Genomic DNA, 21,361 nt, shown 5'->3' with positions numbered 1-21,361 from the left:
AATTTATTAACGCCACGTGAATGAATCGGCCTGTGGTTGGCGGGTCAATTCCAAGGCGCTCGGTCAAGCCCTTCAGTGTCAAAAATTGTTCAAAAAAGCCGTTGACGATTCAGCCGCCGATACGGCAGGTTGTGCTGGCGAGGTTGATGACCACTAGATTTAGTGGCGGGGCATAACAGTCAGAAACCGCTCGCAGAACATGACAAATGAGTACGGACGCCACGCAGCGTTCGCTGTGGGCGGTGGCTTTGCGGCCATCGACGGGGAAGTTTTGCCGAAGCGGGCGCGCATCGGTTGGGGGCCACGGTAGAAAAAGCCGGGCACGCTAAGAAAAGTTGGAGCGAGGCAGCTATGAAAATCGAACGCAAATTCACCGAAGCGGGGCGTGACGCCTACGCGGATCTGGATTTCGTGACCACCGTATCCGAAATCCGGAACCCGGATGGGACCATCGTGTTCCGTCTGGACGAGGTGGAAGTGCCGCAAAGCTGGAGCCAGGTCGCCAGCGATGTGATCGCTCAGAAATACTTCCGCAAAGCGGGCGTGCCCACGAAGATGCGCAAGGTCAAGGAAGCGGGCGTGCCCGAGTTCCTGTGGCGCTCGGTGCCGGAAAAAGACGCCGAGATGGTGGGGGAGACATCCTCCAAGCAAGTGTTCGACCGTCTGGCTGGCGCATGGGCCTATTGGGGCTGGAAGGGCGGCTACTTCACGACCGAGGACGATGCGCGCGCCTATTACGACGAAATGCGCTACATGCTGGCGACACAGATGGCTGCGCCCAACTCGCCGCAATGGTTCAACACCGGCCTGCACTGGGCCTATGGCATCGACGGGCCGAGCCAAGGCCACCACTATGTCGACCACAAGACCGGCAAGCTGACCAAATCCAAATCCGCTTACGAACATCCGCAGCCGCATGCCTGCTTCATCCAGTCCGTTCAGGACGATCTGGTGAACGAAGGCGGCATCATGGATCTGTGGGTGCGCGAAGCTCGTCTGTTCAAATATGGCTCCGGCACGGGCACCAATTTCAGCCATTTGCGCGGCGAGGGCGAAAAGCTTTCGGGCGGTGGCAAGTCGTCCGGCCTCATGGGCTTTCTGAAGATCGGCGACCGCGCTGCGGGTGCGATCAAGTCGGGCGGAACCACGCGCCGGGCGGCGAAGATGGTCATCGTCGATGCCGATCACCCGGATATCGAGGATTTCATCAACTGGAAGGTTATCGAAGAGCAAAAAGTGGCGAGCATCGTCGCGGGCTCCAAGATGCACGAGCAGAAGCTGAACGCGATCTTCGAAGCGATCCGCGCTTGGGATGGCGCAGCGGATGATGCCTTTGATCCCAAGGTGAACCCGGCGCTGAAAGCGGCCGTGCGCGATGCGAAAAAGGTCGCCATTCCGGAAACTTACGTCAAGCGCGTGCTGGACTACGCAAAGCAAGGCCACACCTCGATCGAGTTCCCGACCTATGACACCGATTGGGACAGCGAAGCCTATTCCAGCGTGTCGGGTCAGAACTCCAACAACTCGATCCGCGTGACCAATGCGTTCCTTAAGGCAGTCGAGAAAGACGCCGACTGGGAATTGATCAGCCGCGTCGATGGTTCAGTCACCAAGACTGTGAAAGCGCGCGATTTGTGGGAAAAGGTCGGCCACGCCGCTTGGGCCTGCGCCGATCCGGGCATCCAGTACCACGACACGGTCAATGAATGGCATACCTGCCCGGCGGACGGGCCGATCCGCGGCTCCAACCCGTGCTCGGAATACATGTTCCTGGATGACACCGCGTGTAACCTTGCCTCCATGAACCTGCTGACCTTCCTGAAGGACGGCACGTTCCAGGCGGAAGACTACATGCATGCGGCGCGTCTGTGGACGCTGACGCTGGAAATCTCGGTGCTGATGGCGCAGTTCCCGTCCAAGGAAATCGCGCAACTGTCCTATGACTTCCGCACGCTGGGCCTTGGCTATGCCAATATCGGCGGCCTGCTGATGAACCTGGGCCTTGGCTATGACAGCGATGAGGGCCGGGCGCTGACCGGCGCGCTGACCGCGATCATGACCGGTGTGGCATATGCGACTTCGGCGGAAATCGCGGGCGAGTTGGGGCCGTTCCCCGGCTATGAGCGTAACGCCGATCACATGCTGCGCGTGATCCGCAACCACCGCAAAGCCGCCTATGGCGCAACCGAAGGCTATGAAGGGCTCAGCGTGAACCCGGTGCCGCTGGATCACCGCAACTGCCCGGACACGCGGCTTGTGGACCTGTCCAAGGCGGTCTGGGACGAGGCGCTCGCGCTGGGGGAAAAGCACGGCTATCGCAACGCGCAGACATCGGTGATCGCGCCGACGGGCACGATTGGCCTTGTCATGGATTGCGACACGACCGGGATCGAGCCTGACTTCGCGCTGGTGAAGTTCAAGAAGCTGGCCGGTGGTGGTTATTTCAAGATCATCAACCGGTCCGTGCCTGCGGCCCTTGAAAAGCTTGGATATTCCTCCGCTCAGATCGAGGAAATCGTCTCCTATGCGGTGGGGCATGGCACGATCGGCAACGCGCCGGGCGTCAACCATGTCACGCTGGCCGGTCACGGGTTTGGTGCCAATGAGCTGGCCAAGGTGGATGCCGCGCTGGAAAGCGCCTTTGATATCCGCTTTGTCTTCAACCAGTGGACGCTGGGCGAAGAGTTCTGCACGCGGGTGCTGGGCATTCCGGCGGCGACGCTGAACGATCCGACATTCGATCTGCTCAAGCATCTGGGCTATTCCAAAGCAGATATCGACGCGGCGAATGACCATGTCTGCGGGACGATGACGCTGGAAGGCGCGCCGCATCTGCGCGAAGATCACTACCACATCTTCGATTGCGCCAACCCGTGCGGCAAGAAGGGCAAGCGTTTCCTGAGCGTGGAAAGCCACATCACCGCGATGGCATCGGCGCAGTCCTTCATCTCGGGCGCGATCTCCAAAACGATCAACATGCCCAATGACGCGACGATCGAAGACTGCCAGAAAGCCTATGAACTCAGCTGGTCGCTGGGCGTCAAAGCCAACGCGCTTTATCGTGACGGCTCCAAGCTGAGCCAACCGCTGGCCTCTGCGCTGGTCGAGGATGACGAAGAGGCGGAAGAAGTGCTCGCCTCTGGCAGCGCGCAGGAAAAAGCGGCGGTGCTGGCCGAGAAGATCATCGAAAAGGTCGTGGTGAAGGAGATTGTCAAATCTCACCGCGAAAAGATGCCGGAACGCCGCAAGGGCTATACCCAAAAGGCCATCGTCGGCGGTCACAAGGTCTATCTGCGCACCGGCGAATATGAGGATGGCAGCCTTGGTGAAATCTTCATCGACATGCACAAGGAAGGCGCCGGCTTCCGCGCGATGATGAACAACTTCGCCATCGCGGTATCGGTGGGCCTGCAATATGGCGTGCCGCTGGAAGAGTTCGTCGATGCGTTTACCTTCACCAAGTTCGAACCGGCGGGCATGGTGCAGGGCAATGACAGCATCAAGAACGCGACCTCGATCCTGGATTACATCTTCCGCGAACTGGCCGTGTCCTATCTGGATCGCACCGATCTGGCGCATGTAAAGCCAGAGGGCACAACCTTTGACGATATCGGTCTGGGTGTCGTGGAAGAGGGCGTGGCGAATGTGTCCGAACTGTCGGACACTGCGGCCAGCAAGTCCTTGGAAGTGCTGAAACAACTCGCTTCGCCGGGCTACCTGCGCAAGCGCGTGCCGCAAGAACTGGTGGTTCTGCAGGGCGGGGCGGCGATGGCCGGGTTTGCCGAGGCTCAGACGGAGTTTTCCGCAGATGCCACGGCAGCGCTGGAAACATTGGTGCCGGAAGTCAGCGTCTCTGCCACCAGCGTATCGGTCTCTGCCACGGCGATGGACGCGGTGACGAAGGCCAAGATGCAGGGCTATGAAGGCGAGGCCTGCGGCGATTGCGGCAACTACACGCTGGTGCGCAACGGCACCTGCATGAAGTGCAACACCTGCGGCGCGACAAGCGGCTGTAGCTAAGGACGATCAGTTACCACTGCCCCGGTCCCGGGGCGGTGCAGGGGGCCGGATCCACCCCAGGAGTTCCGGTCCCCGACGAAACAAGGGAAGACGACACCAGAGATAGGGTCGGGCCAAACCAAGTCGGTTCTGCCCACCTATACACGGGGCGGGTGCGCTCGCCCCCGACGACGCTCAGGCCGCAGGCAGAAAACAAACCGGGCGGTAAACTATTGAGCCTGAGTGGCGAAACTCAAGGGAGGTCTTCGGGCCTCCCTTTTTTCTGCGATTTGCCCAATCATGCGCCCCGCTGGGCGCGATTTTCCAACACTCACGCAGATTTGCGCGCAGCCTTGACCGTGAAACTTGCGAAAACCCGCCTGCGTGACCTATTCTGCCCGCGGAAGAATTTTTGGGGTACTATTATGCTAAGACGGACTTTCATGATTGGCGCGGGCGCGCTGGCCATGGCGCCGATCGAAGTTGAAGCCAGCGTTCCGCCGCTGGACGCATCGATCAAGCCTTCGAACCTGCCGGAACAGTTTCAGCCAAGCGAAGTGCGGATTCGCAACGATGTTGCTCCGAACGAGATCCATGTCGATCCGGTTCAGTTCGCGCTGTATTACACGTTGGGCAACCGCCGGGCGATGCGCTACGCGGTCGGGATCGGCCGAGTGGGGCTTTATGAATCGGGCGAGTTCTTCGTGGGCGCCAAGAAGGCATGGCCCAGCTGGACGCCGACACCGGACATGATCGAACGCGATCCGGCCTCTTACAAGAAGCACGAAGACGGGATGCCGGGCGGGCCGACCAACCCGTTGGGCGCACGGGCGCTGTATCTGTTCCAGCCGGGGCGCGGTGACACGTTCCTGCGCATTCACGGCACGCATCTGCCCAGCACCATCGGCAAACGGGTGTCTAATGGCTGTGCGCGGCTGGTGAACGATCACATCGTCGAATTCTATAACCGGGTGCCGCTGAAAACCCGTGTGGTCCTGCACCCCGCCACGGCGTGATGTAAGGCCCGCGCAAACCGGGCCCACGGAAACAAATGACAGACGGCCTCGCGTAGACATGCGCGGGGCCGTTTTCGTGCGGGGTATGTGGGTCTGCTTAAGGCTGCTTTTACCTGTGTAAACAGCCATTAACCATCACATGACTTAAAGCGGCCTTCGCCACATTCCTGCCCGGATGGGCTGGCACGCAGCGGGGTAGACCCTGCCAAACACTGGCGGGCTATCCCTATCGGAGCGACCGCAATGCAAACTAATAGCTCACAGTCAGAGCGCGACATGATCGACCTCAATGAGATCGCCCGTGGACGACGGATCACGGCGGTCACGGCAAAAGAACTGGATTTGACGCCCCGCCATTCGGAGCGTCCACGCTTTTCGATGTCCCTCAGACGCCTGAGCCGTCGGGGCGTGATGCTCCTGCGCCGGATCGTGGGGCAGCCAGCTCAGCGCTGACCGCGCGCAAGAAAGGCCAGGCGCTCGAACAGATGCACGTCCTGTTCGTTTTTCAGAAGCGCGCCATGAAGCTTCGGCAGCGCCGATGCGCCGTCCTTTTTCAGATCGCCCGCATCCATGTCCTCGGCCAGAAGCAGCTTCAGCCAATCCAGCACCTCTGAGGTGGATGGTTTCTTCTTCAACCCCGCCTGATCGCGAATCTCGAAGAACTGGGTCAGTGCCGTTGTCAGAAGATCCGCCTTGATGCCGGGGTGGTGGACTTCGACGATCTTTTTCATCGTGTCCATGTCGGGGAATCGGATGTAGTGGAAGAAGCAACGGCGCAAGAAAGCGTCGGGCAGTTCCTTTTCATTGTTCGAGGTGATGATGACCACGGGGCGGTGACGTGCCTTGATGGTCTCGCCCGTCTCATAGACGTAGAATTCCATCTTATCGAGTTCCTGAAGCAGATCGTTCGGAAATTCGATATCCGCCTTGTCGATTTCGTCGATCAGCAAGACGACTTTCTTGCCGGCCTCGAAGGCTTCCCAGAGTTTGCCTTTCTTGATGTAATTGGCGACGTCATGCACCCGGTCTTCGCCAAGCTGACTGTCCCGCAAGCGACTCACTGCGTCGTATTCGTACAGGCCCTGCTGCGCCCGCGTGGTCGACTTGATGTTCCATTCGATCATCTCCAAACCAAGGCTGTCGGCCACTTGCTTGGCAAGCTCTGTCTTGCCGGTGCCGGGCTCGCCCTTCACAAGAAGGGGCCTTTCCAGCGTCACAGCCGCGTTAACGGCGATAGTCAGGTCGTCGGTCGCGACATACGAGTCGGTGCCGGTAAATTTCATGGCGCTGGTATCCTCTTAGCGGTGTTTCTTAACTTGGATAAGTTTTTGCCCGACGTGTTCCCAAATGTGTAGTGACAATAGTTTCTTGCGCTGATAAACGCTGCGACAGGAACTTTGGGGGCGTTAGACCGGGGAGCGATTTGGTGACCGAGGTCCGCCAAGGTAAGGGTACGCAAATGAACAAGGAAGTCCTCCTGAAGGATGACTATCGTCCCGCCGAGGACGAGCCTTTCATGAACGAACGGCAGCTTGAGTATTTTCGTCGCAAACTGCTGGATTGGAAGAGCGAAATTCTGGCGGGAAGTCTTGATACGATCCAAGGCCTTCAGGACAACACACGCAACATTCCGGACGTGGCAGACAGGGCCAGCGAGGAAACCGACCGCGCACTTGAACTGCGCACACGGGATCGCCAGCGCAAGCTGGTCGCCAAGATCGACGCCGCTTTGCGCCGTATCGACGAAGGCGAATATGGCTACTGCATCGTGACGGGCGATCCGATCTCGCTCAAACGGCTCGATGCGCGTCCGATCGCGACGATGAGCCTTGAGGCTCAGGAACGTCACGAACGCAAGGAAAAGGTCCACCGCGACGATTGATCGCCGCTATGGGTCGAAATTGAAAAGCGCCGGGGCTTGGCTTCGGCGCTTTTTCTTTGTCAGGTGGTACCATGGAACTGACCGGATTGAATGTGGCCGTCATTGGCGGCGGAATCGGCGGCGTGGCGACGGCAGCCGCTTTGGCGCAGCGCGGGGCGCATGTGACGGTGCATGAACAGGCCCCGGCCTTGACCGAGGTTGGCGCGGGGCTTCAAGTCAGCGTCAATGGGCAGCGGGTGCTGAAGGCGCTTGGCGCGGTGGGGGCAGGGGTGCCGGACACTGCGTCGCTGTCGCGCGGCACCGTGTTCCGCGATGGCCCATCCGGCGCGGCGGTGGCCGAGATTCGCGCGCCGCTGGGTGGACCCACTTGGTATATGCACCGCGCCGATTTGCTGGCGCTGTTGGTGCGCTGCGCCAAAGACGCCGGGGTTGAGCTTTCGCTGGGCCATGCGGTTTCGCCGGGGGCGGTACAGGCCGATCTGATCGTCGCGGCGGATGGGGTGCGCAGCCTTTGGCGCAGCTATGTCGATGGACCGGTTGCCCCGTCCTTCACCGGTCATGTGGCATGGCGGGCCGTGGTGCCGTGGGACCACCCCTCCGATCCGCGCGCCTCGGTATCCTTGGGGCACCGCGCGCATGTGGTTAGCTACCCGCTGCGGCAGGGCAAGTTGATGAATGTGGTGGCGGTGGAAGAACGGCGCGACTGGCGGAATGAAAGCTGGTCAGAGCAGGGCGATCCGCTTGATTTCCGGATGCGGTTCGAAAATTTCGGCGGCGCGTTGGGCGAGGTTATCGCGCAGGCAGAGCGTGTGCATACTTGGGCGCTTCATGCGCGTTCCGTGGCGCAACGATGGGTGAAAGGCAATGTGGTGCTGCTGGGTGATTCTGCGCATCCGACACTGCCGTTCATGGCGCAGGGCGCCTGCCTTGCCCTGGAGGATGCCTGGGTGCTTGGCGCTGCGCTGGCCGGGGCCACGGACATGGCCGCCGGGCTGGCGCGCTATACCGAGATCCGGCAGGACCGTTGCCGCGCCGTGGTCAACCTGGCGCGCGGCAACAGTCGGCGCTTTCACATGGGCTGGCCATTCAACTGGGGCGCCTACGCGGCCCTGGTTCTGGGGCGCGGGATGCTCGCCCGTCGCCTTGAATGGGTTTATGGCTATGATCCCACCGCGCAGGCGAAATACCCGCCCGCGCCTTAATCCGGCTGCGCGCGCATCAGCATCCCGAACAGATCGCGCGGATCATCCGGGTCGGCCAGCATATCAAGCGGCTCGAAGCAATGGGTGCCCACGATCCGGTCCCGGATGAAGCGCAGGGCCGAGAAATCCTCGATCGCGAAACCGACCCCGTCAAACAGGGTGATCTGCGCGTCCGAATGCCGTCCTTGGGCCGCGCCGGTCAGCACTTGCCAGATTTCGGTCACCGGGTGATCAGGGTCTAGCTGCTGAATATCGCCTTCAATCCGGGTCTGTTCAGGGAATTCCACGAAGATGTCGGCGCGGTTCAGGACATCCGGCGCGATTTCGGTCTTGCCGGGGCAATCGCCGCCAATCGCGTTGATATGCACGCCCGAGCCGACCATGTTGCCGGTCAGGATCGTGGCGCGGCGCTTATCGGCGGTGCAGGTGGTGATGATCTGCGCACCTTCCAGAGCCTCCTCCGGCGTGGCGCACGCCGTCACATGCAGCCCGCTGCCCGCCAGATTGCCCGCGCATTTGGCCGTTGCTGCGGCGTCGGTGTCGTAAAGGCGCACATGGGTGATCCCGCAAAGCGCCTGCATGGCGAGGCTTTGGAATTCCGACTGCGCGCCATTGCCGATCATCGCCATCGTGGTCGCCCCCTTGGGGGCCAGCGTCCGCGCCACCAGTGCCGAGGTCGCCGCCGTGCGCAGCGCCGTCAGCAGCGTCATCTCGGTCAAAAGCACCGGATAGCCCGTCGCCACATCCGCCAGCAGCCCGAAGGCGGTCACGGTTTGCAAGCCTTCCGCCGTGTTCTTGGGGTGGCCGTTCACATATTTGAAGCCATATGCCTCCCCGTCCGAGGTGGGCATCAGTTCGATGACTCCGCCGGGCGAATGGGACGCGATGCGCGGCGTCTTGTCGAATTTCTCCCAACGCCGGAAGTCCTCTTCGATATAGCGCGCCAGCCCGCGCAGCATATCGGCCACGCCATGCATATGGATCAGCTGCATCATGTGATCGACGGAAACGAAGGGCACCAGCGCCTTGTCGGATGGGGCGGGGGAATGGGTCTTGGTGGGCATGGGAAATCCTCCTTCCAGCGGGTTAGTGGCGGCCACGCGTCGGCCGGTCGAACACGGTGCGCCCAAGGGCCGAGGCCACAAGGTCGACCATCAGGTGCGCCGTCTGGCCGCGATCGTCGAGAAACGGGTTCAGTTCGACCACATCGAGAGAGGTCATCAGCCCGCTGTCATGGATCATCTCCATCACCAGATGGGCTTCGCGGACGGTTGCGCCGCCCGGAACCGTGGTGCCGACGCCGGGGGCGTGGGCCGGGTCGATGAAATCCACGTCCAGCGAAACATGCAGAAAGCCATTCGCGTCGGCGACGCGCGTCAGGAATTCCTGCAAGGGCCGGGCGATGCCGCGTTCGTCAATCTCGCGCATGTCATGGCGGGCGATGGGCGTGTCATCCAGCGCGGTGCGTTCCTCTGGATCGACGGAGCGCAGGCCGATCATGCAGATATTCTCTGCCGGGACTGTAGCGGCGGGGGGCGGGAAGGCGTCAAACCCGCTGCGCCCGGTGAAATAGCCAACCGGCGTGCCGTGCAGGTTGCCGCTGCCCGTGGTCTGGGGGCTGTGGTAGTCGGTATGCGCATCCAGCCATAGCACGAATTGAGGACGGCCCTGCGCCTTGGCAAAGGCGGCGACCCCCGGAACGGTGCCAAGCGCCAAGGCATGATCGCCGCCCAGAAAGATCGGCAGGCCATGGGCCATTTCCTGCGTCGCCGCCTGCATCAGCGTCTTGGTCCAGCCGACGGTTTCGTTCAGCTTGTGCAAGAAGGCGTCATCGGCATCGGCAGGGTGGTCGGCGGGGCGCAAATTGCCGCGATCGATCACATCATGTCCAAGACTGCGCAGTGCTTCGGGCAAGCGCGCTGCGCGGAACGCATCCGGCCCCATCAGGCACCCAAGCCGCCGTTTTCCGCAATCGACGGGGGCGCCGATCAGGATACAAGTCGTGTCAGTCATGGAAACAACTCCGTTCTGTGTGTTGGTGCCGAGTATTGAGTATTCTACGTCCAGTTGAAGGGTTTGATTTGCGCAAAATGCGGTCTAACTAGCCATTTTGGAGGTGCCGAATGGACGAAGTGGACAACCGGTTGTTGGCGGCCTTGCGCAAGGATGCGCGGGCCAGTGTTTCTGAATTGGCAACAGTGCTGGGGCTATCGCGCACAACGGTTCGGTCGCGGATCGACAGGATGCGGGCGCGCGGCGAAATCGTCGGGTTTACGGTCGTGACCAAGGGCGATGCGGCGCAGGCCCCGGTTCGCGGTATCATGATGGTGGAAATCGCCGGGCGCGGGACGGAAAAGATCATCCGTCAGATGCAAGGCATGTCAGAGGTCAGCGCGGTTCACACCACCAATGGACGGTGGGACGTGATCGTGGAAATCGCCGTGGACACACTGGAGGTGTTCGATGCCGTGCTGCATCGGATCCGGCAGCTTGACGGGGTCACGGCGAGTGAGACATCGCTTTTGCTGTCTACGCGGAAGCACGCTTAGCCGCGGCAACCCAGATCACCATCAGCACCAGCGAGGCGATGAAATTCCAGTTCGCCATGGTCAACCCGAAAAGGAAGGGCGTCAGCGTATCGCACAGAACCAGCGGCGGCGCGTCGCTGGCACCGGGGATCAGCTCGCTCGCACTCAGCCCGCCAAGGCCGCTGCCGGTACCGCTACAGCTTGCCGGCCCGTCCCACCATTTGCGTTCGACCCCGGAATGATAGGCGGCGATGCCCGCACCGATCAGCACGGTAAGCGCGCCCAGCCCGGCTAAAATACGCTCTGACAGGCGCCCGATCATCAGCGCCAGAACGCCGATCAACAGCGCTGCCGCATGGGGCCATCGCTGCCACAGGCACATCTTGCAAGGAGCCCAACCAAGGGATTGGAAGACGAAGACGCCAACCAGAAGCGCGGCAGAGCCAGCGGTTGCCAGCAGGATCAGGCGACGCGCGGTCATAGCAGGCTCACCACGGCGAACCCTCCGAAAAGCAGAAGGACAAACGCGGCGAAGACGAGGCCAAGCCGTCGTTCGATGAAGTCGCGAACCGGCGCGCCGAATTTCCACAACAGGGCGGCGACGATGAAAAAGCGCAAGCCACGCGCCAGAATGGACGTGGCGATGAAGGTCAGGATCGGCATACCCGTCCAGCCGGACATGATGGTGATGACCTTGTAGGGGAAGGGCGTCACACCGGCGGTCAATACGGCCCAGAAACCGAAATCGTTGAACCTTGTGTTGAACTCCGCCACCGCGTCGGCTTTGCCAAGCGAGGCGAGGATCGGTTCCCCGATGGCTTCGAACGCGAAGGCACCGATTGCATATCCAAGCATCCCGCCCAGAACCGACGCGACCAGCGCGACAATGGCGATAAGCCAGGCGCGATGCGGCGCGGCAAGGATCATCGGGATCATCAGCACATCGGGCGGAATCGGAAAAACCGAGCTTTCGATGAAAGACACAGCCGCCAAAACCCACAAGGCGTGGGGGTGGTTGGCCATCGAAAGCGTCCAATCGTAAAGGCGTCTTAACATGGCTTCCGTTGAGCACGGACCTGTCTTGGGGTCAAGCGCTCACGGTGCGCGAAAGTTGGGGCTGGACGCGGCTGCAAGCTGCGGGTAAATCGTCCCGCGTGCCCAAGTGGCGGAATGGTAGACGCAGGGGATTCAAAATCCCCCGCCTTTGCGGGCGTGCCGGTTCGAGTCCGGCCTTGGGTACCAACTTCTCCGCATCATGATTGACTTCCGCATCCGCTTGAGGGTCGCGGCGCAAACAACTGTTTTGCAGCTTAAAGTTGAGATTTGGCGCGCGATGAGTGTGAGGCCAGATGGCCGCGCTTCTTCGCAAACGATTCACGAACACGAATCAAGAAATCCCTAATTCTTCCTCGCTCCGTCAACAAACGGTTGTTAATGGCGGAATTGATCCCGTGGATTAAAAACAATTTGGTTAAAATGTGTCCTAAATTGGCCGTTCTGACGCGAAAGTTAAGGAAATGTGAAAAGTTTCCGAAGGGGCGACAATAGGGCCGCAAAATCGGGCTCAAGCGCCAGATTACCCGCCGTTTCAGGTGTTTAGCGAAACAGTCGGCCACAATCCTGCCACATTCGAAGGGATTTACCGTAGTTAACAGGGCTGTTCGCGCTTAGATTGTGGAAATTTTCGGACAAGTTTAGCTTTGTTTGCGACAAACCTATTGCTAATTGTGTCCTTGCCCAACTGGGGGGCGATGTCTTTAGGCCACAGGGGCGGCCGCACGAGACGTATCAGAAGATGCGAGGCGTGTGTTTGAGCCACGGTAAGGTCAAGCCGTGGAGTCGCCAGTGTCGGTTTTTGCCGAGTTTGCTGGGTAGAACACACCTCTCCTTCAGATCTGGATGTTTCAGGCGGTCGATCCGGCTTCTGGCACCGCCAATGGGCATGTTTTTTGTATTGAGTTTCCGCCGTTTTGCGGGGCGCGCGCTGCGCAGTTACGAGGAGAAGATGATGTCGAATTCTACGAAGCACTGGACTGACGGTGCGGTCGAAGGCGAAGCAAGCGGCGAGTCGATGTCGCGCGGTTACGATGACGGGAATGCGCCGACGGATCAGGGTGGGGACCGGATCACGGATTGCGGCGACGTCATCTTTGGCAATGGTGGCGACGATACGATCTCTGGCGGCAAGGGCGATGACACCATCTTCGGCAATGCCGGTGACGATACGATCTCTGGCGGCAAGGGGAATGACGAAATCTACGGCGACGATGGCGGGCTGACATCCCCGATCCACGTGACCGTTTTCAAAAGCTACGGCAGCAGCGCTGATTTCAACAACGGTCTGTTCATCTACGTGTTCGATCCGGCCACCGGCACCGTGCTGGAAGAAATCGACCTGACGGACAACGTCAAATGCAATGTCGGTGACACGTTCGAAGTCAGCGTGCCGACCGGTGCGACCGTGGGTCTGGGGATCCGCTCGCCCGAAGGCGATTTCTACAGCTCCGGCTATGGTGCGAATGCTGGCCTGAACCCCGATGGCGAGGTCCATACACGCCTGATTTCGCAGGACGGCGTGAACGGCCCAGTATCGCTTGGCTTCGAAGACCTTTACGGGCTTGGTGACCAGGATTTCGAGGATGTCGAGGTCAAGATCGACCTGGCGCAGTCCGGGGCGACCTTTGACAATGCGCATGTCAGCTATTCCTCTGATGCGGGCGCAGTCGCGGCAGGCGACGACGTGCTTCTTGGCGGGGCTGGGGATGACGTGCTGCATGGCGAGGACGGCAACGACACGATCTTTGGCGACAATGGCGATGCTGGTGAAACCGTGCGCGAGATCTTCCAATGGTCGGACGAAAGCGGCTTTGCCTACGAGAAAAGCACCACCGGCTTCACGCAGGATACCGGGTCTGCCTCCATCACCTTTGATGTGGAAAGCGCATCGGCGGGCGTGACGAATGAATTCCACCGTGAATACCAGAATACCGACGATCTGGATGCAGAGGTCGGAAACAAGTCTTCCTTCCAATCCGTTCTGAACGGCAGCAGCAACTCCGCGGTCTATAGCTGGACCTCCGATCAGCCGCTGGAAGACGTGGAATTCCGCATCAACGACATCGACGGCAGCGGGCAGGTCAAGGTTCTGGCCTATGACGCCGATGGCAATCCGATTGAGGTTGTTTTGTCGGACGCGGGTTCTGACGTCGGCCTGTCCGACACCGATAGCATTGCGGGCAATGACACCGCGACAAGCCTGAATGACGGTTATGCGCCCAATTCGGACGCGGCCCATTCGGTTCTGGTGACCATTCCGGGGCCGGTGTCACGCTGGGAAATCCTGCATGACCAACTGGGCAATGCCAATTCCGGCATCACCGTCACGGATATCGCCTTCACCACGGTGTCCGAAGGCAGCGCAGACGGCAACGACACGCTTTACGGCGGCGCGGGAGACGACATCCTCGACGGCGAAGCTGGCGCAGACATGGTCTTTGGCGGCGACGATGCCGATACGATCATCGGCGGCGCAGGCGATACGGTCGATGGCGGCGCAGGCGGCAACGATTATGACGTTCTCGACCTGACCGGCATGGGGCCGTTCGTGATCGATGGGTTGACGCCGGACAGCAATGGCAACGGTTTCGACGGCACGATCGTCTTCGTAGATGAGTCCGGCACGCCGACGGGCGAAACGATTGTCTTTACGGAAATCGAAAGCATCCAGGGCGACAACCGCGGCGACGCGCCTCCGTTTGCAAATGACGACACCGCAGTGACCGATGAGGACACGGCAGTTGTCATCGACGTCTTGGCCAATGATTTCGATGGCGACGGGCAAGCTCTGACTGTGACGGAAGCGTCCAGCCCGAACGGAACCGTCGATATCAACGCAGATGGCACGCTGACCTTCACGCCGGCGCCCGACTATAACGGCCCGGCGACAATCACCTATACCGTTGCGGACCCGGACGGGAATGAGGATTTCGGCACTGTTTATGTGACCGTCAACCCGGTGAACGACGCGCCGGTGGCGATGGACGATTTCGCGACGACCACGGATGCCCCGGTGATGATCCCGGTGCTGGACAATGACACGGATGTGGATGGCGATGCGCTGACCATCATCGCGGCCACGTCGCCCAATGGCACGGTGGATATCAATGCCGATGGTACGCTCACCTTCACGCCCACTGAAGGGTTCGAAGGCGACGCGACGATCAATTACACCGTGGCCGACCCGGACGGTCTGATGGATGACGCTGTGGTCACGGTTGAAGTCACCGGCCCGCCGCTTGACGGGATCGTCGAAGGCACCGCAGGGAACGATCTGATCGACGTGGACTACACCGGCGACCCGGAAGGCGATCGTGTCGACAACAACGATGCGATCCTGCCGGGTGAAGGGCCGAATGACGATATCATTCTGGGGTTCGCTGGCGACGACACCATCATCGCAGGCGAAGGCGACGATGAGGTCGATGGCGGTATCGGCAATGACACGATCACAACCGGCGCGGGCTCTGACGAAGTGCAGGGCGGCGCGGGCGACGATGTCATCAATACCGGCAACGGCTCTTTCCTGATCGACAAAGGCTATCCCGGCGTCTTCACCGGCGAAGAAGGCACGCCCGGCATCTATGATGACCGCGACACGGTCTATGGCGGCGACGGAAACGACACGATCCGCACCGGCGATGACGAAGACTTCATCGATGGCGGCGACGGAAATGACGTGATCGATGGCGGTATCGACGACGATACGATCCATGGCGGCTCCGGTGATGACCGGATCGTTGGCGGCGAAGGCGAAGACACGATCTACGCGGGCGACGGCGACGACACGATCTATGCGGGCAATGATCCGGTTCTCGGCCTCGACCAGTTCAACATCGAGGATGACGGCTCCAACCCGCTTGGCCCCGATCTGCGCCCGGATAATGGCCGCGATACGGTCTATGGCGGTGCGGGCAATGACACGATCTATGGCGCGGATGACGATGACGCGCTCTATGGTGAGGCGGGCGACGATTACATTGACGGTGAAATCGACGACGATCTGATCGACGGCGGGATCGGCAACGACACGCTGCTGGGCGGTCAGGGCGACGATGTGATCCTTGGCGGTGACGGCAACGATTCCATCGATGGTGGCACCGGGAACGACACCCTGTCGGGTGGCGCGGATCGCGACACGTTTACCAATGTGAACGCGGGAGACACTGTCGACGGTGGCGGCGCGGGCGATGACTACGACATTCTGGACCTGACCGGATCGACCGATCCGAACGGGTCGCTGGAAGTCACGTTCACCGGGCCGGATGCCAATGGCAACGGCTTCGACGGTTTCGTCACCTATTTCGACCAGAATGGCGCCAGCACCGGCACGCTGACATTCACCGATGTGGAGGAGGTCATTCCCTGCTTCACCCCCGGTACGCTGATTGCAACTCCGCAAGGCGAACGTCGCGTCGAAGAGTTGAGCGTCGGTGATCGCGTGATCACCCGTGACAATGGCATCCAGCGTATCCGCTGGGTTGGCAGCAGGGCGCTGTCCGGTGCCGATCTGGCCTCGGCCCGCCATTTGCGTCCGGTCATGATCCGGGCGGGTGCGCTTGGGGGCGGTCTGCCGGAACGCGATATGCTTGTGTCGCCGAACCACCGGGTGCTTGTCGCCAACCAGAAGACGGAATTGTTCTTCGAGGAAAGCGAAGTCCTGGTTGCGGCCAAGCATCTGACCGCGCTTGAGGGGGTTGAGATCGTGGATGTGGCCGATGTGGAATACATCCACATCATGTTCGACCAGCACGAGGTCATCCTGTCCGACGGCGCGTGGACCGAAAGCTTCCAGCCCGGGGATATGACACTCGGGGCTATGGGGGCAGAGCAGCGCGACGAAATTTTTGAATTGTTCCCGGAGCTTAAGACACGTGAGGGCATGGGATCCTATGCCTCTGCGCGCCGGTCGCTCAAGAAACATGAGGCGTTGCTCGTCACCATGTGACGACGCGCCGGCGTGGGCCGTTCGTGGGGAATGGCCAACTGCTCCGTCTTGCGGAGCGCGTGCCTTGAAAGAAATGTGAGGGCCGAAAGCGGCCCTTGCAGCCAGATTATGCAGCTGGGTGGCCCAATTCGTTGAGGCTTTAAGGAAAGCGGGGTGGCAATGGCTGCCCCGTTTTTCATTCAGGGCAGTGGCGCAGGGTCAGTCCCGCGCTGCGCGCCAACGTGCCCAGTCTTCTGGCGTGTCCAGATCGGTGCGGGCGGCGTCGCCGGGCAGGGGCACCAGAACGACGCGGTCTGCGTGGGCCTTCATGACCTCTTGCCCGCCGCTATCGCCCTCAAGCCGTTTCAAATCCGCGAACACCGCCCGGTCGAACAAGACCGGATGGCCGGGCCGGTTATCCTGCGTCGCCCCGCGCCAGATCAGGGCGTTCGGCGCGGTGGTCCGCGCTTCGATAACCATACGCAGGTCCCGGGCGTTAATATCGATTAAGTCGGCCAGCATCAGCAGAACGCAGGGCCTGTCGTCAAGCGCCTCGATGCCCGTGCGCAACGATCCCCCCATGCCTTCCAACGCATGGGGGCTGACGATCACATTGACGTCCAGCCCCTCAAGCGCTTGTTTGCGATCGGGTCTTCCCGGACGCATCAGTACGTTAACATCCTTGCTGACACGCAGCGCGCGTTCGGCCTGCAATCGCAGCAGCGGGACGCCGTCAACGGTTTCCGTCAACTTGTCCCGCCCCGCCATTCGGCGGCTTGCACCGCCCGCAAGGATCAGGATGGGGATGTCGCTTTGCGTCACATTAACACCGCATCCGGGCACCATCCGCGTCAAACAGTGGCGTGGTGATCACCCGCGCATCCCGCATCTTGCCCAGAATTTCGATCTGAACCGCTAGCCCATCCGTCGCGCGATCCCGCGGCAAGAAGCCTTGCGCGATGGATTTTTCTGCGTGGTGTGAATAGCCGCCCGAGGTGCAGAACCCGACCACATCGCCATCCAGCCAGATCGGCTCATACCCCTGCACATCGGCGTCATCGGCATCGACCTCAAAGGCGCACAGCGTGCGGGCGGGCGGGGCTGTCCTCTCAGCCTCGGCAACGGCGCGTCCGATGAAATCTTCCGGCTTCTTCCACGAAATGAAGCGGTCCAGCCCGGTTTCGGCAGCGGTGTAGTCGGGCGAAAACTCCGACATCCACGAGCCGAAGAACTTGTCGAGCCGTAGCGACATCATGGCCCGCATCCCGAAGGGCACCATGCCATGCGCTTGCCCGGCCTCCCAAAGCGTCCACCACAATTGGCGCTGCGCCATCGGATCGCAATAGATTTCATAGCCCAGATCACCGGTATAGGACACGCGCTGCACGATGCAGTCGGTCATGCCGACGGTCAGGCGGCGCACATCCAGAAAGCGCATATCGGACAGGTCACTGCGGGTGCAGGCGGCAAGAACCTTGCGCGCATTTGGCCCCGCGATCTGAAAGCCGTTGCGCTGGTCCGAGATATTCTCGACCCGGACCCCGTCCTGCGCGTTCTGGTCGAACCATCTTTGGTGATAGGCTTGGCTGCCATAGGACGCGGTAAGCTGGAATTCGGTTTCCGACAGGCAGGACATGGTGAAGTCGCCGATCAGCTTGCCCTTGTGGGACAGCATCGGCGTCAGCGACACGCGGCCCGCCTGAGGCACGCGGCCCGCCATGACGCGGTTCAGCCATGCGCGTGCGTTTGGTCCGGTGACGCGGAACTTTCCGAAATTATGCACCTCGTTGATGCCAACCGCGCCACGCACCGCGCGTACCTCGCGTCCCGTGGCGTCAAAGGCGTCAGAGCGGCGGAAGGACGGCGTTTCATAGCTGGGCGCATCGCCGGTGGCGAAGTAATTTACGACCTCCAGCCCGAATTGCTGCCCCCAGACCGCGCCCATGTCCGAGAAAATGTCATACATCGGCGTGGTGCGGTTGGGCCGCGCGGCGGGCAGTTCCTCGTTCGGGTAAGAGACCGAGAACCGCTTTTGGTAGTTTTCGATCACTTTGGGCAGGGTGTAGCCGGGGCTGATCCACTTGCCGAACCGCGCCACATCCATGGCCATCACGTCGCGTTCCGGCTCGCCCTCGATCATCCATTGGGCCAGCGTCAAGCCGACGCCGCCGCCTTGGCTGAAGCCGGCCATGACACCACATGCGGACCAGTAATTGCGCAACCCCGGCACCGGCCCGACCAGCGGGTTGCCGTCGGGGGCAAAGGTGAAGGGGCCATGAATGACGGATTTCACCCCGGCGCGTTCCAGATCGGGGAAGCGGCGATAGGCGAAGTCGATGGAATCTTCGATCTTGTCGAAATCGTCGGGCAGCAGTTCGTGCCCGAATTGCCAGGAGGTGCCATCAACGGCCCAAGGGCGGCAGGGCTGTTCGTAAAAACCGATGCACAGCCCTTTGCCTTCCTGCCGAAGATAGCTTTCGCCCGCCGGGTCCATCACATGCGGATGTTCCTTGCCGTCCTTGGCCATGTCGAGGATCAGCGGCACGTCCTCGGTGACGATATACTGGTGCTCCATCGGGTGAAGCGGCAGGTAAACACCCGCCATCGCGCCGACCTCGCGCGCCCAAAGCCCGCCGGCATTGACCAGATGTTCGGTGTGGATCGTGCCTTTGTCAGTTACCACGTCCCACGTGCCATCGGCGCGCTGCGTCGTTTCCTGCACCATGCAATGGGTTTCGATCGTGGCGCCGCCCATCCGCGCGGCCTTGGCATAGGCGTGGGTCGTGCCTGAAGGATCCAAATGCCCATCAAGCGGATCGTAAAGACCGCCGATGATCCCGTCGATATTGGTCACGGGCGCGATCTTGGCGATCTCTTCTGGGGTGACGATTTCGGTTTCCAGCCCCATGAAACGGTGCTTGGCCCGTTCGGCCAGCAGCATGTCGAACCGGTCCTGGTTGTCCGCCAACGTGACGCCGCCCACATGGTGCAGGCCGCAAGACATGCCGGTGATTTCTTCCAACTCTTTATACAGACGGATCGTATAGCCCTGCAGCGCGGCCATGTTGGTGTCGCCGTTCAGCGTGTGAAACCCGCCCGCCGCATGCCAGGTGGAGCCGGAGGTCAGCTCTGAGCGTTCCAGCAGCATCACATCGGACCAGCCCAGCTTGGTCAGGTGATACAGGACCGAACAGCCGACGACGCCTCCGCCGATCACGACAACGCGGGAAGTGGTTTTCATCTTGGAACCTCCGTTTTCGCATTTGTGCGAGGCGCGCGCGGGCGGCGCAATGTCGGATGCGACGGGCAAGGTCGTAATCAGTCCTCGATTGGCTCTGGGCATTGCGACAATCTGCGCTAGGCTCTGACCCTATGAGCGAGATTTTTCAACTCCCCCAAAAGGCCCTGCGCATCCTGCACGGGTATCTGCGCCTGCTATGGGTGCGGGTCACCGCCATGGGCATTCTGGGCATTGTCACCATCGCGGTGTCGCAGGGGATCGAGGCGCTGCTGCCCGTGGAATGGCAAAGCCGCATCTCCGGCGCGGCAGCCGACCGCCTGTTGGACCTGATCGCCAACGGAATGCTGGCGGTGACGACCTTTTCGCTGACCGTCATGGTGTCCACCTATCACGCTACGGCGTCGCAATTCACGCCGCGTATTCACCAGTTGATCCGCGAAGACGCGATCACGCAAAACACGCTGGCCACCTTTATCGGGGCCTATGTCTATGCGCTGACGGCGATTGTGCTGCGCGAGGTAACATGGCTGGGGGATGAGCGGGCGCTGGTGCTGTTTTGTATGACTGTGCTGGTGCTGGCGTTGATCGTCTGGTCGCTGATCCGCTGGATGCAGCATCTTCAGACCTTGGGCAGCCTGATCAATTCCGCCCGGCAGGTCGAGGACATCACCCGCACCCAGTTCCGCGAACGGCTGGATATGCCGTGCCTCGGTGCGACGCCATTGACGGGGGCACCGCCAGAGGATGGCATCGTCATCACGGCGCCTGAAACCGGCTATATCCAGATCATCCACCCCGAACCCCTGCATGAAGCGGCAGAGCGGATGGGCGTGCAGATCTACTTTCTTGAAGAAATCGGCAGCTTCGTGTTCTACCGCACCCCCTTCGTGCGCGTCACCGGGTTGGAAGACGATGATGAGGCGCGCGAAGAGCTGGCCGAACTGGTGCGCGAAAACATCGTTATGGGCGACGAGCGCACCTTTGATCAAGACCCCCGGTTCGGCCTGCAAACCATGTCTCAGATCGCGTCCAAGGCGCTGTCGCCTGGTATCAACGATCCGGGAACGGCCATCGACGTGATCAACCGGTCGGGACGGATTCTGTCCGAATACCGCGATGAAACGGATGCGGAGGACAGCCCGCCATATCCGCGACTGCACGCCCGTCCGCTTGATGCGCGCGAACTGATTTCCGACGCGTTCTGGGCGATCAACCGGGACGGGGCGCAGATGGTCGAGGTGCAAAAGCGGCTGCTCAAAGTGCTTGCCGGGTTGATGTATCACCCGGACACAGAGCTTTGCGAGGCCGCGCAGGAAGCCGCGACCGATTATCTGCACCGCGCGCTGGATGCGATGGATTGGGACATGGACCGCGATGCGCTGCAATCGGTGCTTGGTGACAAGCTTGGCGATGCAGCGGGCCGCGCGGGGACGGAGCGTTCGACCTAGCGAATTCGCGACCTTGCGTGTCGCGATTTGGCAATCCTTCCGCCTATCTGCATCGCAGGCTG

The 21,361-nt window shown here is 61.0% G+C and carries 15 protein-coding genes and 1 tRNA gene; 9 read left to right on the top strand and 7 right to left on the bottom strand.

Annotated elements, in window-relative coordinates:
* Nucleotides 1-351: 351 nt before the first annotated feature.
* The 3 genes from E4Z66_RS04140 to E4Z66_RS19580 all read left to right on the top strand — a co-directional run bounded on the left by E4Z66_RS04140 (nt 352) and on the right by E4Z66_RS19580 (nt 5,468).
* Nucleotides 352-4,020 (top strand): vitamin B12-dependent ribonucleotide reductase, encoded by a 3,669-nt coding sequence (locus E4Z66_RS04140; RefSeq protein ID WP_136461656.1) that lies wholly within the window; start codon nt 352-354, stop codon nt 4,018-4,020.
* 404 nt (nt 4,021-4,424) lie between these two features.
* Entirely contained in the window at nt 4,425-5,015 is a 591-nt protein-coding gene (locus E4Z66_RS04135) for a L,D-transpeptidase (protein WP_136461655.1), read from the top strand.
* Between the two features lie 276 nt (nt 5,016-5,291).
* Nucleotides 5,292-5,468: a hypothetical protein gene (locus tag E4Z66_RS19580; RefSeq protein WP_168797716.1), complete on the top strand. Its 177-nt coding sequence runs from the start codon at nt 5,292-5,294 to the stop codon at nt 5,466-5,468.
* Here the strand turns inward: E4Z66_RS19580 and E4Z66_RS04130 are convergent.
* A complete protein-coding gene (locus E4Z66_RS04130; RefSeq protein ID WP_136461654.1) occupies nt 5,459-6,298 on the bottom strand; it encodes an AAA family ATPase in 840 nt (279 codons plus the stop codon). The genes E4Z66_RS19580 and E4Z66_RS04130 overlap by 10 nt on opposite strands.
* A gap of 176 nt (nt 6,299-6,474) precedes the next feature.
* Between E4Z66_RS04130 and dksA the strand changes: the two genes are divergently transcribed.
* Nucleotides 6,475-6,897, top strand: coding sequence for an RNA polymerase-binding protein DksA (gene dksA, locus E4Z66_RS04125; RefSeq protein WP_136461653.1), 423 nt, complete (start codon nt 6,475-6,477; stop codon nt 6,895-6,897).
* A gap of 71 nt (nt 6,898-6,968) precedes the next feature.
* Complete coding sequence (locus E4Z66_RS04120; protein ID WP_136461651.1) at nt 6,969-8,099, top strand: FAD-dependent monooxygenase; 1,131 nt, start codon at nt 6,969-6,971, stop codon at nt 8,097-8,099.
* On the opposite strand, the gene E4Z66_RS04115 is transcribed toward E4Z66_RS04120, so the two are convergent.
* Both E4Z66_RS04115 and rocF read right to left on the bottom strand, forming a co-directional pair.
* The gene (locus E4Z66_RS04115) at nt 8,096-9,163 is read right to left on the bottom strand and encodes an ornithine cyclodeaminase (protein ID WP_136461650.1); all 1,068 of its coding nucleotides are present in this window, start codon (nt 9,161-9,163) and stop codon (nt 8,096-8,098) included. The genes E4Z66_RS04120 and E4Z66_RS04115 overlap by 4 nt on opposite strands.
* 22 nt (nt 9,164-9,185) lie before the next feature.
* Nucleotides 9,186-10,112, bottom strand: a complete 927-nt coding sequence (gene rocF, locus E4Z66_RS04110; protein WP_136461649.1) for an arginase — start codon at nt 10,110-10,112, stop codon at nt 9,186-9,188.
* A gap of 110 nt (nt 10,113-10,222) precedes the next feature.
* Between rocF and E4Z66_RS04105 the strand changes: the two genes are divergently transcribed.
* Entirely contained in the window at nt 10,223-10,648 is a 426-nt protein-coding gene (locus tag E4Z66_RS04105) for an Lrp/AsnC family transcriptional regulator (RefSeq protein ID WP_136461648.1), read from the top strand.
* On the opposite strand, the gene E4Z66_RS04100 is transcribed toward E4Z66_RS04105, so the two are convergent.
* Together E4Z66_RS04100 and E4Z66_RS04095 are read right to left on the bottom strand one after the other, a co-directional pair.
* The gene (locus E4Z66_RS04100; RefSeq protein ID WP_136461647.1) at nt 10,629-11,108 is read right to left on the bottom strand and encodes a disulfide bond formation protein B; all 480 of its coding nucleotides are present in this window, start codon (nt 11,106-11,108) and stop codon (nt 10,629-10,631) included. The genes E4Z66_RS04105 and E4Z66_RS04100 overlap by 20 nt on opposite strands.
* Complete coding sequence (locus E4Z66_RS04095) at nt 11,105-11,683, bottom strand: YqaA family protein (protein ID WP_136461646.1); 579 nt, start codon at nt 11,681-11,683, stop codon at nt 11,105-11,107. The genes E4Z66_RS04100 and E4Z66_RS04095 overlap by 4 nt, the downstream gene beginning before the upstream one ends.
* A gap of 100 nt (nt 11,684-11,783) precedes the next feature.
* Between E4Z66_RS04095 and E4Z66_RS04090 the strand changes: the two genes are divergently transcribed.
* A tRNA-Leu gene (locus tag E4Z66_RS04090) sits at nt 11,784-11,869 on the top strand.
* Between the two features lie 766 nt (nt 11,870-12,635).
* Complete coding sequence (locus E4Z66_RS04085; protein ID WP_168797715.1) at nt 12,636-16,631, top strand: Hint domain-containing protein; 3,996 nt, start codon at nt 12,636-12,638, stop codon at nt 16,629-16,631.
* A 198-nt stretch (nt 16,632-16,829) separates the two neighbouring features.
* On the opposite strand, the gene E4Z66_RS04080 is transcribed toward E4Z66_RS04085, so the two are convergent.
* Nucleotides 16,830-17,432: a nucleotidyltransferase family protein gene (locus tag E4Z66_RS04080; RefSeq protein WP_246035873.1), complete on the bottom strand. Its 603-nt coding sequence runs from the start codon at nt 17,430-17,432 to the stop codon at nt 16,830-16,832.
* 1 nt (nt 17,433) lies between these two features.
* Nucleotides 17,434-19,851 carry a GcvT family protein gene (locus E4Z66_RS04075; protein WP_136461643.1) on the bottom strand — a complete coding sequence of 806 codons (2,418 nt, stop codon included), beginning with the start codon at nt 19,849-19,851 and terminating at the stop codon, nt 17,434-17,436.
* A 131-nt stretch (nt 19,852-19,982) separates the two neighbouring features.
* On the opposite strand from E4Z66_RS04075, the gene E4Z66_RS04070 reads away from it, so the two are divergent.
* Complete coding sequence (locus tag E4Z66_RS04070; protein ID WP_168797714.1) at nt 19,983-21,299, top strand: DUF2254 domain-containing protein; 1,317 nt, start codon at nt 19,983-19,985, stop codon at nt 21,297-21,299.
* Nucleotides 21,300-21,361: the final 62 nt, after the last annotated feature.

Source organism: Aliishimia ponticola, from assembly GCF_004803475.1.
Classification (GTDB): domain Bacteria; phylum Pseudomonadota; class Alphaproteobacteria; order Rhodobacterales; family Rhodobacteraceae; genus Aliishimia; species Aliishimia ponticola.
Note: the sequence above shows the minus strand (reverse complement) of the source record. Positions and strands in the feature narration are given on the sequence as shown.

Bases quoted from the DNA above. Each gene is read 5' to 3' on its own strand.
- E4Z66_RS04140 (WP_136461656.1), top strand. From the start codon at position 352: ATGAAAATCGAACGCAAATTCACCGAAGCGGGGCGTGACGCCTACGCG.
- E4Z66_RS04135 (WP_136461655.1), top strand. From the start codon at position 4,425: ATGCTAAGACGGACTTTCATGATTGGCGCGGGCGCGCTGGCCATGGCG.
- E4Z66_RS19580 (WP_168797716.1), top strand. From the start codon at position 5,292: ATGATCGACCTCAATGAGATCGCCCGTGGACGACGGATCACGGCGGTC.
- E4Z66_RS04130 (WP_136461654.1), bottom strand. From the start codon at position 6,298: ATGAAATTTACCGGCACCGACTCGTATGTCGCGACCGACGACCTGACT.
- dksA (WP_136461653.1), top strand. From the start codon at position 6,475: ATGAACAAGGAAGTCCTCCTGAAGGATGACTATCGTCCCGCCGAGGAC.
- E4Z66_RS04120 (WP_136461651.1), top strand. From the start codon at position 6,969: ATGGAACTGACCGGATTGAATGTGGCCGTCATTGGCGGCGGAATCGGC.
- E4Z66_RS04115 (WP_136461650.1), bottom strand. From the start codon at position 9,163: ATGCCCACCAAGACCCATTCCCCCGCCCCATCCGACAAGGCGCTGGTG.
- rocF (WP_136461649.1), bottom strand. From the start codon at position 10,112: ATGACTGACACGACTTGTATCCTGATCGGCGCCCCCGTCGATTGCGGA.
- E4Z66_RS04105 (WP_136461648.1), top strand. From the start codon at position 10,223: ATGGACGAAGTGGACAACCGGTTGTTGGCGGCCTTGCGCAAGGATGCG.
- E4Z66_RS04100 (WP_136461647.1), bottom strand. From the start codon at position 11,108: ATGACCGCGCGTCGCCTGATCCTGCTGGCAACCGCTGGCTCTGCCGCG.
- E4Z66_RS04095 (WP_136461646.1), bottom strand. From the start codon at position 11,683: ATGTTAAGACGCCTTTACGATTGGACGCTTTCGATGGCCAACCACCCC.
- E4Z66_RS04085 (WP_168797715.1), top strand. From the start codon at position 12,636: ATGTCGAATTCTACGAAGCACTGGACTGACGGTGCGGTCGAAGGCGAA.
- E4Z66_RS04075 (WP_136461643.1), bottom strand. From the start codon at position 19,851: ATGAAAACCACTTCCCGCGTTGTCGTGATCGGCGGAGGCGTCGTCGGC.
- E4Z66_RS04070 (WP_168797714.1), top strand. From the start codon at position 19,983: ATGAGCGAGATTTTTCAACTCCCCCAAAAGGCCCTGCGCATCCTGCAC.